We start from the raw sequence: 13,508 nt of genomic DNA on the forward strand, positions 1-13,508 counted from the left end.
AAAAAACCGGGGAGTTGCAGCTCACCCGGTTTAACTGTCAAACGATCGTTTAACTATACGTTACTTGGAAGCAAAATTTTCGGCAGCAATGCAAATGTAGTAGCTTAATCCCGTTTGCTGTTCTTCCAACATAGTGCGGTGGAACTCATCTGATAGGAAAAACCTTGACTGCTCGGCAAAAGCTCGCGCATCAATCGGATGGTCTTTTTGTAAAAAAGCAAGATGATTATCGATTGCAGAAACAACCGTTTCATCATCAATACTTTTGTTGTTTTTCAACGCCTCTGCCATAAATGTCATGAAAGCAGTCGCTTCGGCAGCTTTTTCATTCATGGAAGTTACGTCCAGATTCTCTGTATCCAATTGAAAATCGTAGGCTTCCTGCAAATGCTCATTTTGTTGAGTGAATGCCTGCTTCCATTCTTCTTCGTTTAATCCATCAAACATTTTCTCAGTGGACATATTTCCTCTCTTCCTTTCGTGTCGAATCGTTTCTTCTAAAGTAAGCAAGATGCGCTCCATTCGAAGCTGGCGTGCCTTTAACATCGCTTGCTGCTCAGATAAACAACGAAGTCTGTCTGGTTCGTGATCAAGTGCAGCTTTGATGCTGTCCAACGAAAAATCCAGCTCACGATAAAACAAGATTTGTTGTAACCGCTTGAGTTCATTCTCACCATAATATCTGTATCCATTTTCTGTAACAATTTCGGGCATCAGCAAGCCAATCTTTTGATAATGGTACAGTGTCTTGATTGTGGTACCAGACAGTTTGGCTACCTCGTTAACGGTATACAACATGGCGATTCACCTCCTGAAAATGAGTTTGCAGTCTGACCTTAGGTTGGAGTCAAGCGAAAAAAAGAAAAGAGGAGTATGGCGAAAATCAAACGAATGTAAGCATATGAACCATATATTGGATGGGGGATTCGCATGACGAGGTTATTTCAGTTGGATTCTGAAGATGACATCGAGAACGTAATGGCCCAGTTCAAGCAAATCGCACAAAAAGCAATGCACGAATACGACTTGGATGGGGAACAGATTCGTTTCAACCAACTGTCCGACACCTGCACGTTTGTGATAGAAACAGAGAAGGATGGTACCTATTTACTCCGTATTCACGGAAACAAGAACAGAAATGAAATTGATTCCGAGCTTGCCTGGCTCCGCTATTTGCATGAAAAAATAGAGGTAGCGATTCCAACGGGAATAGCGTGCCGCAATGGTTCGAAGACAGTGAGCATTGATCTTGCGAATGGTGACTGTGTCTTCGTATCCGTCATGCATTGGGTCGAAGGGGAGCATGTTGATGATGAACTTACGGAAGACCAAGTTTACAAAGAGGGCGTCTTGCTAGCAAAGCTTCATACAGTATCCCAGGATTTCCAATTGACCCCTGAATTTGCTCGTCCGATCTGGGGAGAGGATCGCTTCAAGGAGTCCATGACTCGTTTAAAGGAGCATTACCAACGATTTCTGACAGACGAAGAGTTCGAGCTATATGAATTGGCGGCGGATAAAATACTCACTTGTCTTGCCAAAATGGACAAGAATAGCAGCAACTACGGAATCATTCACGGCGATCTGCACCAAGGTAACATCGTTTTTTACAACGGAGATCCTCGTCCGATTGATTTTGGAAGATGTGGGTTTGGTTACTATCTTTATGATATCGCCCATACCCTTTTGGGTATATATCCTGCACAAAGAGAGCTTGTCATAAAAGGCTACGAGAGTTTGCTTAAACTAGATGGGGACTGGCTCCCCACACTTGAGAGCTTCACGGTGATGGTCATGATTGAAAATTATAGTCATCATGCTCCTGACCCCAGGGAAACCGAGGGGCTAAAAGAAGAACAGCTCTATGCAATACCTATGATCAAAAACTACTTGAACGGCAAGCCATTTCTTTTTCGTTCAAATGTAGAGAAATAGAGGCAAAATGGTTGAGCTCAGCAAAAAGCCGCCGATAAAACGGCGGCCATTTCCATTAGATTACTGATTCAGCAAGAATTCGAGCGATCTGATCGCTGTCCTGCTCTCTGTACACATAATCATGATAATGCGGGTGGTGAATGCTTACCCAGCCATGTTCGATAGCCTTTTTGTAGTAATGCTTTGCACGGTCCTCTTCACCATTCAGATAGAACAAGCAAGCAGCATTCCAATACAAGGCCGGATCGCCACCCCAATCCCAGCCTTTATCAAGTGCTTGGGCATAACTCCATGCGGCGCGGGCGTAGTCTTTTTCCACTCCATATTTCAGATCGCCACGCATATAGTGGTTGCCGTTGACAAGGAAATTGTTTAAAGGAAGGTTCCAACCGAACAGAACCGGAAAATCCGCGAGCAGCTCGAAACCGACAGACAAGGCTGTTCGCTGCGAACCTATATTATTTGACCAGCACTGCCATCCCACTCTTTTGATTCCGCGTTGTTTGGCGAGTGAGAGAGCACCCAATGCTGTCTTTCGAGCCCATCCGTTACCCCGATAGTCTTCATCGGTTTCTATACCCAATTCACATTCGTCTTCTACTACCCAATCCGTCATGCACCAACTAAGAATGGTAGGCCCCTCATCGGTATCTTGAATCGCGGCACAACCGAAGCCTTTGTTTTCATAGGCTTCTATAGATGGCCAGTTCTCTGCTATTTCATCGATAACATCCTCAAGACCTATTAATTCTTTACGCTTCAACAAGGTACTGTCTATCGGGACAATATAATCGTCAGCAGGAGGGGATAGATCCTGTAGATGGTGTGTAAAGATCATTCGGCCGCTTCTCATGGGTAATATATCTTTCATCACGATATCGAGAATGTCATCCCACTTCTCATCAGTAGGATAAAACAGGACGTAGTCAAGCTGTTCATCAGCAGCAAGCTGCGGTAATAGCTCCTCTTTGAGCAATGCATTCACTTCTTCAAAGAAGAGCGGATTATCAACACTGCCTCCTAGAAAAATACCTTGGGGGCTTGTCAACAAGGCTGATCTCGCGTCATTTGACAGGAATACTCTACCAGGAATAACACCTGTAATGACCCCTTTGATGGATACATGATGCTTCAACGCTTCGAACAGATTGGTCGCGTTATGGAAGCAATCGGTTGTGAGTTCCGTTCCTTGAACCATTTTTTGAGCAAACATTTCGTTCATTTCCTCCCATAGCATATGAGAGAATGGATGAAATTATCGTTTGGAACCTCTCATATGCTTTTCCATTTGTTTTTGTGAATCCAAAACATCATCACTCCTTTACCTGTAGTAGGGCGCGAATCTCTGGGGTGTTTGGTGCCTGATGCCCCCATGTTCATTATGGATGATTATCCAAATATTACAAGAGAGAAATACGCGTCTCTTTTTTCACGAATTACATGAAGTGATAATTTACATAACGAAATTATGGTAAACCAACCTAGGACTTTTTCCCGTCTAAAGCTACTCCTGCCTTTTTCGATTTATCCTTCCTGGCGCAAATGACAAGCGAGCTGTAATTTCAGCAAGTCTTCGGGATTTCGCAAATCGATATGTAGAAGCTCTTCGACTTTGCGCAATCGCTGATACAACGTATTGACGTGAATGTGCAGCTCTTTGGCGGTCAATTGAGGAGATTGACTACATTTCATATAGGCCATGATCGTCTGTTCCCATTCCTGATATTTTTCCGGGTCTTGCCAGAAAGGGGCAAACACATCTTGAATGAATGCATCAATATCGTCCTGACTCTGGTTCAGCATGAGGCGATTGACACCCAGGTCTTTATAGTGCACCACACCAAAACGGCTGCGGTTGGTCAAGTAGTGAGCGGCTTTCTTGGCTTCTTCGTAGCTTTTGCTGATTTGTTCAATCCCGCTTGCCATACTTCCCACGCCAATCGATAACGATGCTTCCTTGCCCAATTCCCACTCATAAGACGCCTGCTGCAGCCTCTCCCGGATGTCCTTGCCATCTCGGGAGCCGAGAGACCGGATGAGGAGGGTGACATGGTTATGGAAGCCGTAGACAAACATCTGAGTTTTACTGAACTCCCATTTCCAACGAGTAATGAGCCGATGAATGTTTGCTTCTAGCAAGGCCAGATCGTGGCACTGCGTCAGATGGGCATAAACCACGTAGTATTTTGCTTGCGGCTGTAACCCCATCGAACGAGCGCGGTCAATCAGTTCATTGCCTTTGCTTGCGATCAGCTCTTGAAAAAGATCATGTGCTCGCTTGTATAGCACGGAGCTGATCGATTGCTTTTTCACTAAATCGAGTATGAGCACTGCACTCCCTTGCTCGACCGTCATTCGTGCGAGATCAGATAGCCCGCGTTCGTCTAAGGGAATCATGAGACCTCCGAGAAAGATGCTTCCATTGATCAACGGATACAAACAGAACAATTGATTGTCACCAGTATCGGGAGAGTACAGCTTGACAGAAACAGGCTGTCTTCTTTTGTTCAGCAATGTATACAGTTCATCCCAGCTAAAAAATAAAGCACTCTTTTCAGGATACAATTTTTGCTCAAGCCAATCGGCAAAATAGATGGAATGTCCTGTCATTTTGCTGAGGGTTTTTACGATTGTTTCTGCCCCTTTATTTTGCAAGGACAACTGCTTGATGGATTCATGGATATGGTTGCGCTGTATCAAATCATCGTGCTTGGCTTGCAGTTGGACGCTAATGGCAGCCATATGCTCATACGCTTGCTTGACTTCTGCATAGAGCTCGGCATTTTGCAGGGCGATGGAAGTTTGGTCTGCGAAGCCTTGGAGGAGGTCGAGGTCGTACTCCGTAAACACATTTTCTTGATGAAACTGATGTAGGACTAGCACGCCGATACGCTTTTCTTCACGTGATATCGGAACGCATAGCAACCCATTCAAGTCTCGCAATGTTTTGGCGTGGTTCAGGGAGTGAAAGTTGTCAGCAGAGATGTCCTTCATCGCGTGGGTTGTTTCTTGGCTGGTTTTGTACATGCGTGGGATTCCGTCCTCAAACACTTTGCCCGCGATAGATTCGCCAACCCGCATTTTGAGATCTTTGAACACCGTATCATGAAAACCGACTGTCGCTTTCGGAATCAAAAGGTCGATAGAGGGATCATACAAGTGCAAGAGACCTGCGTCAGCAGCCGGGATAACAGCCAGTGCGTTACCTATGATGCCACGGATGATTTGGTGAACGTCAAGGGTAGCAGATATCGAGCGAATCCCTTCAAAGAGTTTCTTGCTTTCCTCCGCTTTTGCTGTCATTTTTTCTTCTGCCAACAACAGGCGAATCCCGAACCACAAAAGTTCCCACTGGTCAGAGGTAAGGATGGGCGGTTGGCTTGCTTTATGCGAAAGGCAAATAACAGCTTGTCCTTCCTTTTCGTAGAAAAAACGGTACATCTGTTGGGCATATGCATAACGCATGTGGCTAGCATCGTTGTCACAGAGAGGTAATGTCATAGGGGGAATATTCGTGGTAGTGTTTTCATGAAAAGAAGAGAAAATATGCCGAAAATGTCGATCACGCGAAAATTGGAACCAGATCGAAAAAGGCCGATCGCCAAACCATTCATGCAGCTTTTCAAGCAGGAGCGAAAATGAATTCATCCACGTGTCCTCCATGTAGAGAAATACACATTAATAGTTGGAAATAAGTGTCTGTATATACATTGTATTCATAATTTTTACTATATACAATAACCCTATAAGATGCGGAAGGTGGGAGACGATTTGACAGCAACCTACAATAACTACATCGATGGAGCTTGGGTGACGAGCCATACTGGACAGGTTTTCCCAAGCACGAACCCTGCCAATACGAATGAGGTTCTCGGTTTTTTTCAAAAATCGGACGGGCTGGATGCGCGTTCTGCCATTGAAGCTGCTGCCAATGCTTTTGGTGAATGGTCACAAAAATCCGCTCCCACACGTGGAGAATTCTTGTTCTCCCTCATTCACTTATTGGAAAAACACAAAGAAGAGCTCGCAGAAACGATCACTCGTGAAGTCGGAAAAACTTTGCGGGAAGCGAGAGGCGAGGTCGCCAAGACAATCACCTCCATGAAGCAGTTGACTGGGGAAGCCACACGCTTGACAGGTCAAACGGTGCCTTCCTTTGATGAACGGGTAATTGGTTACACCGTGCGAGAGCCAATCGGGGTTTTCGCGATTATTGCGCCATGGAATTTTCCGCTGGGGATTGGCTTGTGGAAGATCGTCCCGGCTATCCTCGCAGGCAATACAGTTGTGTTCAAGCCAGCGAGCAACACCTCTTTGATTAGCGTAAAGCTGATGGAGCTCCTGATTGAGAGCGGCGTTCCGAGTGGTGTCGTGAATTTGGTAACAGGACCGGGTGCGGTCATCGGTGATGAATTAGCGAATCATCCACTGGTCAAAGGGATTTCATTTACGGGTTCTTCGGAAGTGGGACTTGCTTTGGGGAGAGCAGTTGGAGCCAGAGGAGGCAAGATTCAGGCAGAGATGGGCGGGAAAAATCCGGCGATCATTCTCGCGGACGCTGATATTGACCTCGCTATCGATTCCATTGTACTGAGTGGATTCTTCGATAATGGCCAACGTTGTACGGGGACCAGTCGTGTATTGGTTGTTCCCGAAGTAGCTGAACAAGTAAAAGCAAAATTGATCGAGCGAGCGAAGGGCTTGAAAATCGGGAATGGTTTCGATCCAGACAATCATAACGGGCCAGTAGTGGACGAGCATCAGCTCAATTTGTATCTTCATTATGTACAAAAGGGGATCGAAGAAGGTGGCGTATTGGAATGCGGGGGTAAGCGCCTTGTAGAAGGTGATCTCGCCCAGGGCTACTTCGTCGCGCCGACGGTATTTACCGGCATTACGCAGGAGATGACGATTGCCAACGAAGAAATTTTTGGCCCTGTGATCGCCGTGATCGATGTGGATTCTTTCGAACATGCCATGCAAGTGGCTAACCAGGTTGAATTTGGCTTGTCCTCCACGATTTTTACGAACGATTTACAAAAAGCTTTCCAATTTGTCAAAGGCATTCAGTCAGGTGTCACGCATGTTAATATGCCGTCGACTCATTTTGAATCACAGTTTCCGTTTGGTGGCAAAAAGATATCTGGATTGGGTCCGAGAGAGCAAGGGGAGTCAGCGCTCGATTTTTACGTCGAGACCAAAACGGTTTATATTCGGCCATAAGTATAAGTATAGGAAAAGCAGGAGGAGCGAAGATGGAAGCGATTGGTGTAATCGGCATCGGTGCAATGGGTAAAGGGATGGTCTGCAATCTGTTGCAAAAAGGCTACCACGTGTATGCCTATGATCCAAGTCCAGCAGCAAAAGCCTGGGCGAAGGAAAAAGGAGCGATAGTCGTCGAGTCTCCACAGGCAGTGGGTAGCGTAGCACGTGTCGTTTTCACTTCGCTTCCAGGTCCTGCGATTGTTGAGGAAGTTATGCTGGGTGCGGACGGGCTTTTCTTATCATTAGGGGAGGGTAGTTTCGTATTTGATACAAGTACGATCGATCCTGCTACAGCAAAACGTCTGAATCAGCACGGCGTAGAAAAAGGGATCTACTACTACGATTGTCCGGTGAGTGGAGGACCTGCGGGTTCTGTGGCCGGAACGTTGACCATTATGGTCGGCGGAGATGAGACAAAGCTTCCAGAAATCATGGACTATCTCAGAGCAATTGGAAAGGAAATTTTTTATCTGGGGGAATCTGGCTCTGCACAAGTGGCGAAGCTTTGCCACAACTCTGTCGTTGCCGTCATCACAGCAGCATTGGGCGAGGCGTTCAGTGTCGGTGCAAAAGCAGGTGTCGATCCACACAAGCTGGCAGCCGTCATGGACAAAGGTTCTGCCCACAATCGTGTGCTCTCCGTTTTTGGGCCTAACATCTTGTACGGTACGTATGAAAATACGGTCTTTTCATTGGATCATATGCACAAAGATTTGCAGCTCTATGCGCAAACCGCACGTGAACAACAAGTGCCTGTTCTCGTTGGTGGTACGGTTGCGCAAATGTATGAGGCAGCAAAAGCACAAGGCAAGGGTAGCTGGGATTCGAGTGCCGTCTGTACCGTGACGGAGGAGTTGGCTCATACAACGATTGCGCGTTAAGCGTTGAATCTGAAAGAGAAAGTAGACTACAGCAACTATTGCTTGTAGTCTGCTTTTTATCTTCGTAGGCTTCTCTTCCCCAAATAAAAGATGAAAAACTCAGTAGAGGTGACTCTCCAAGAATCTTCAGTAACCGAGTGACAGCTATTGTGGGGCAAGTGGCGCTGGAAAGCCCTTATATAGGTACCATCAGCTATTCAAGAAATTTTCTGAATATATTGCAGATTTCGAATTCATTTGACAATAATATCAATTATTGTTAAAATATGTAATATAGATTCGATTTAAAGGTGGTTAGAATTTTAGTTCGCGATGAAGACCGGAGTATTAATATAGTACAAGCTTTATAGATTTGAAAAATAATAGGCACGACATTTCATCTAAATTTTGGAAGGAGGTGAATGATAATGAATCAAGTACTGAATTTACAAAAACTTCCTCAAAACGAGGCAAGTGAAGCAGCTGCTAGGTGGTCGTTGTATAGTAACATTTGCCCTTGGCCATGGGGGTAATGGTTGTAAAGTGCTTCTTCAGAGAAGACCTAGTTGAAGGGTAACTTCAACTAGGTCCTTTTGATTGAGACGAATACATAAGATGTAGCTTACAAATTATTGGGAGAGGTTCATAAATCATTTATGAGAGGAGAGTATATCATGAAGGCAGACATGGTTTATTATGATTATTTAAATGAAAACTCGAAATATTTCACTCCTAACAAATCAATCGTTACTGAGAGAGAATTTAATGTGACGAATTTATCAGATGATTGTGTAGTTAGCAGGGAAGAAAATTCTGTATGGAAAATGTACAAGTTTAAAGAACGATCCTTGCAAGCTCAAGGTTGGAAAATCCATATTAGTGCAACACTTGATAATGCAGAACAGATTTTACAGAAGGTCAGTCATATATTGGTTGAACGTAAAGTCTATTTCAAACATCTTGCAAGCGAATGGGATTATTTCACTTCAAACTCAAAGATTGCAAATAGAGCAAGTTCGGGAAAGTTCATTACGATCTATCCTCCTAGTGATGATGATTTTTTACATTTATTAGATCTACTATATACCACCCTTCATTCTTTTGAGAGTGGTCCATACATTCTGAGTGACAAGTGTTGGAAAAACAGCAATGTTTACTATAGGTATGGTGGATTTGCAATGATATTCAACGAACAAGGCGAACTGTGCATAAAAGATGAGAATGGTGAATTGCTTGTAGACGAAAGAGTTCCTTACTATCAAGTACCTTCTTTTGTTAAAGAATTTGATCAGTATTTAGATACTTTAAATACCACATCTATTGAGGCTGAAGTAGAAAATAATAAATTTGAAGAATACGAATTTCAAACTGCACTTCGCTTTACGAATGGTGGAGGAATCTATGTAACAGAAAGGAAGAAAGATAAAAAGAAAGTCATTATTAAAGAAGCAAGGCCAAAATCAGGATTGGATGGTCAAAAAGTTGATGCATTAGAAAGACAAAAAATCGAACTTGATGCTTTATCAAAGCTATCGAAAGTAGATGGAATTGTAAATATACTAGATTACTTTACACATTGGAAACATAGTTTTCTTGTGGAAGAGTATGTGGATGGAATGGACTTAGATTCCTGGATTGTAGCGAACTACCCTTTTATTAATAATGATGATATCAAAGTCTATAAGGACAAAATACATAATATTCTTACTAAATTGGTGTCTATTGTTGAAGAAATGCATAAAAATGGTGTAGGAATGGGAGATTTACAACCAGTAAATATCATCATATCCGAAGATTTAAACGTGACTCTGATTGACTTTGAAACAGCACGACCTAAGGATTCTGAAGGAAAGCCTACACTGCAAACATACGGATTCTCTCATCCCCGTAATAAAAATAACGGAGAAAGGGATTGGTATGCAATAAAGAAAATCCTACGACATTGCTTATTGCCAATTGGACCAATCGAGGATATTGATTCTGATATGTTTTATTATCAAGATCAATGGATTGAAAAGGTTTATGGAGAGGATTTTCTACTATTTGTAAAAATGATAAGGGAAAAATGTAATCAACATTTATCATTTATAGGAGAAGAGAATAGGTCGCATGCCATAAATAAAAATGCGATGAAAAAGGATATTTCCTCCATTATTGAAGGTCTCAGAAATGGTATTGAGAAAAATTTTGTTCCTAGCGAAAAATTAATTCATGGTGATATCAGGCAATATGAAAGCAAAGCAGGGAAATACAATGTACAAAATGGAGGCACTGGAGCTGCGCTAGCATTTTTTAGATCTGGTACTGTGAGTGAGAATATAAACCATTGGATTGAAAATGAATTAATGAAAAACATCGATTCTATTGAACAAGGTGGATTATTAACAGGTAAAGCAGGCATAGGGACAACATTGTATGAAATCGGTTATAAAAAAGAAGCAATGAACATCTTTGCAAACATAAATCTTAATTCGTCTGATCTATCTTTAAGGTCAGGATTGTCAGGTATAGGTCTGGGGTTCGTTAGTCTTTATTTAGAAGAAAAAGATGAACGTGTTCTGGATAAAGCAATATTTGTAGCGAGTATCATTGATACTTTTATGAGCGAGAAGAAAGAGTTAAAAGTTCAGGATTGGGCCGGGATTCCAATCGGTATAATGGACGGTTGGTCTGGAGTCTCGCTGTTTTACTCGGCTTTGTATGCAGTCACCAAAAAGGAAAATTATTACTTGAAATCTATCGAATGCATTGATAAAGATTTAGAAAAAACCAAAGAAGACAAAAGCACATTGCAAACGATTGATGACTCCAATCGCTTATTACCTTACCTTTCAGGGGGATCGTTAGGCATAGGAATAGCAATCGTATACCTAAATCATGTTAGTGATAAAAAACGTTACCAAAGAGAATTGAGCTTAATTACGAATTTATATCGTGTTAGATGTAGCATAAGCGGGGGGCTTTACGATGGCGCTGGAAGCTTTTTGATAATACCGCCTCTCTTAGGAAAAAGTGAGTCTGCGTATACAATCAAAAAAGATTGTGTAATTGAATTGTTACGTCTATTTTTAATTCCTAAGGAAAATCATATTTTATTTCCAGGGCAGTTTTGTTATCGTTTATCTGATGACTTTCAAACAGGGAGTTCTGGTATTATACTAGCTTTAGAGGGGATATTGAAAGATAACCCATTATATTGGCTTCCATTAATAAATATCGATGATTTTTATAAAAATACAAAATATAGCCAAGATGTAGCATGTGTAAATGCCGCCCCAACTACAATCAAGCAATGAGGCGTAGAGTAGTGGTTGGCTTTGTTCCATAATTGTATAAGAGTACCAAATGGACAGTGCTACCTTATGGTTGGTTACTGTCGTTTTTGGTTTGCGAAAGAGAAAAAGGTTGTTTAGATCCTGTATCATGTCCAATGTGCAGAAAGGAGAGATACGACTTGCAAGAACTAACCTCAACAGAACTGATCCAATACCTGCCAGAAAAGGAGTCGTTCGCTCTTTTTGTCTATACACCGATGTGTGGGACCTGCAAGCTCGCAGCACGTATGCTCGGCATCATGCAAGAAACATTACCTACCGTTCCTCTGTATCAGATCAACATTAATACGGCGCCTGCATTGGCAGAACAATGGCAAGTGACCAGCGTTCCCGCCTTGCTTATTTTTCACAGAAATGAATTGTTGGAACGCCATTATGCCATCCAGTCCGTTGGATTTTTATACGATGTACTGAAACCTCTGGCCTAGACATACACCTATTTCCTTCGCCATGAATATGACAGAGAGAGAAGAAATGCGAAGGAGGAGGCGTATGCAAATCCACGTGGTGGAAGAAGGACAAACCTTAGCGAGCATCGCCGAGACGTACGGCACGACGGCAGAAGCGATCACCAAGGCAAATGAATTGCCAGATCCCAATAAGCTGGCAACCGGACAGGCGATGGTGATCCCGATTGTAGGAAGCTACTATTGGGTCAAACAAGGAGATACGTTGTATACCATCGGTCAGCGTTACCAGATCAGCGCAGCAGAGCTTGCTCGCGTCAATGGGATTTCTCCCTATAAACCGCTACAAGTCGGGCAAAAGCTTTATATCCCGCCTCGCCCTAGACGAGCGGCTGATTTCAATGCATATGTGGAACCGCGCCGCACTGTCCCACCAGCGATGGAAGCGGATGTTCGGACGGCTGCCCCTCATCTGACGTATTTGGCACCGTTTAGCTTTCGTATCAAACGGGATGGCACCCTCGATCGACCAACGCTGAACAATTTTCCGGCGATCGCAAAAGAAAACCAAGTACTACTTATGATGGTCGTGACGAATTTGGAAAAAGGTCAGTTCAGTACGGAACTGGGCGCACTCATCCTGAACGATCAAGAGCTCCAGAACAAATTGTTGGATAATATTCTCGCGACCGCCCGTGAGCTGGGAATGGGGGATATCCATTTTGATCTGGAAGCATTGCCCACAACAGGTGCAGAAGCGTACGCGAACTTCTTGCGAAAAGCAAGGGACCGTATACATGCAGCAGGGTTGATGATGTCTGTTGCGCTCGCACCGAAGACGAGTGCCGAGCAAGCTGGCAAATGGTATTCCGCCCATGATTACAAAGCGATAGGAGCGCTTGCCGATTTTGTCGTGATCATGACGTATGAATGGGGCTATAGTGGTGGTCCTCCCATGGCGGTTTCTCCGATCGGACCAGTGCGGCGTGTTTTACAGTACGCTATTACCGAAATACCAGCCGAAAAAATTTTGATGGGCCAAAATCTGTACGGATACGACTGGACCTTACCGTACGAGCGAGGAACGACAGCGAAAGCTCTGAGTCCACAAGCCGCAATTGCTTTGGCTGCGCAGCATAATGCAGTGATCCGGTATGACTATCGCGCACAGGCTCCGTTTTTTACGTACACCGATGATCAAGGCAAGCAACATCAGGTGTGGTTTGAGGATGCGCGGTCGATCCAAGCTAAGTTCAATCTAGTTAAACAACTTGGTTTGAGAGGCGTCAGCTACTGGAAACTCGGTTTGCCATTTCCGCAAAATTGGCTGTTGATCGAGGAGAACTTTCGCGTCCGTAAGCGTGCATAGTCATCTGGCGTACATTCCATCGCGGGTTGTACGCCTTTTTTTCGAATGAAAAATCATGGTATGATGAAGATGACAGTAAGGAAAAGGGGAGAAATCATGGGAGAATGCAAATTGGATCACAGCCATGAGGACGTACTCAAAAAACTGGCAGAACAAGCTCCACATCTGTCGGAGTTGCGTGTGAGTCAATTCAAGAATCAGTTGAATGGCGAACTCAGCCAAGAGCGTCTAAATGAGCTGTTTCATTTATTGAAAAAGTATGACCTGGCAAGCCCAGAGGAGCGCCAAGAGCGTGAAACACAAATGGATCACTTGTTTGGCTAAGTTTTATACATAC

Annotated in this window: 11 protein-coding genes; 8 read left to right on the forward strand and 3 right to left on the reverse strand. The window is 43.7% G+C overall.

The window, feature by feature from the left end; genetic code table 11:
- Nucleotides 1–60: 60 nt before the first annotated feature.
- Nucleotides 61–798: a MerR family transcriptional regulator gene (locus POF51_RS00995; protein ID WP_069844867.1), complete on the reverse strand. Its 738-nt coding sequence runs from the start codon at nt 796–798 to the stop codon at nt 61–63.
- Nucleotides 799–930: 132 nt separating this feature from the next.
- Between POF51_RS00995 and POF51_RS01000 the strand changes: the two genes are divergently transcribed.
- Nucleotides 931–1,935, forward strand: coding sequence for a phosphotransferase enzyme family protein (locus POF51_RS01000; RefSeq protein WP_271753316.1), 1,005 nt, complete (start codon nt 931–933; stop codon nt 1,933–1,935).
- 55 nt (nt 1,936–1,990) lie between these two features.
- Here the strand turns inward: POF51_RS01000 and POF51_RS01005 are convergent, their stop codons facing one another.
- Nucleotides 1,991–3,148 (reverse strand): GNAT family N-acetyltransferase, encoded by a 1,158-nt coding sequence (locus POF51_RS01005; protein WP_069844868.1) that lies wholly within the window; start codon nt 3,146–3,148, stop codon nt 1,991–1,993.
- A gap of 311 nt (nt 3,149–3,459) precedes the next feature.
- Complete coding sequence (locus tag POF51_RS01010; protein WP_271753320.1) at nt 3,460–5,583, reverse strand: helix-turn-helix domain-containing protein; 2,124 nt, start codon at nt 5,581–5,583, stop codon at nt 3,460–3,462.
- Nucleotides 5,584–5,685: 102 nt separating this feature from the next.
- Here POF51_RS01010 and POF51_RS01015 point away from each other — a divergent pair, with 102 nt between their 5' ends.
- The 7 genes from POF51_RS01015 (at nt 5,686) to POF51_RS01040 (ending at nt 13,495) form a co-directional block, all read left to right on the forward strand.
- Nucleotides 5,686–7,158, forward strand: coding sequence for an aldehyde dehydrogenase family protein (locus POF51_RS01015; protein WP_069844870.1), 1,473 nt, complete (start codon nt 5,686–5,688; stop codon nt 7,156–7,158).
- Nucleotides 7,159–7,190: 32 nt separating this feature from the next.
- The gene (locus tag POF51_RS01020) at nt 7,191–8,081 is read left to right on the forward strand and encodes an NAD(P)-dependent oxidoreductase (RefSeq protein WP_069844871.1); all 891 of its coding nucleotides are present in this window, start codon (nt 7,191–7,193) and stop codon (nt 8,079–8,081) included.
- A 407-nt stretch (nt 8,082–8,488) separates the two neighbouring features.
- A complete protein-coding gene (locus tag POF51_RS32145; RefSeq protein WP_017248976.1) occupies nt 8,489–8,593 on the forward strand; it encodes a class III lanthipeptide in 105 nt (34 codons plus the stop codon).
- 141 nt (nt 8,594–8,734) lie between these two features.
- Nucleotides 8,735–11,356 carry a class III lanthionine synthetase LanKC gene (gene lanKC, locus POF51_RS01025; protein ID WP_271753323.1) on the forward strand — a complete coding sequence of 874 codons (2,622 nt, stop codon included), beginning with the start codon at nt 8,735–8,737 and terminating at the stop codon, nt 11,354–11,356.
- A 158-nt stretch (nt 11,357–11,514) separates the two neighbouring features.
- A complete protein-coding gene (locus POF51_RS01030; RefSeq protein ID WP_069844873.1) occupies nt 11,515–11,823 on the forward strand; it encodes a thioredoxin family protein in 309 nt (102 codons plus the stop codon).
- A gap of 64 nt (nt 11,824–11,887) precedes the next feature.
- A complete protein-coding gene (locus tag POF51_RS01035) occupies nt 11,888–13,171 on the forward strand; it encodes a LysM peptidoglycan-binding domain-containing protein (protein WP_017248973.1) in 1,284 nt (427 codons plus the stop codon).
- Between the two features lie 96 nt (nt 13,172–13,267).
- On the forward strand, nt 13,268–13,495 hold the full coding sequence (locus POF51_RS01040) for a 50S ribosomal protein L7ae (protein ID WP_069844874.1): 228 nt from the start codon (nt 13,268–13,270) through the stop codon (nt 13,493–13,495).
- The last annotated feature ends 13 nt before the right edge of the window (nt 13,496–13,508 follow it).

This window comes from Brevibacillus sp. AG, assembly GCF_028369215.1.
GTDB classification, from domain to species: Bacteria; Bacillota; Bacilli; order Brevibacillales; family Brevibacillaceae; genus Brevibacillus; species Brevibacillus porteri.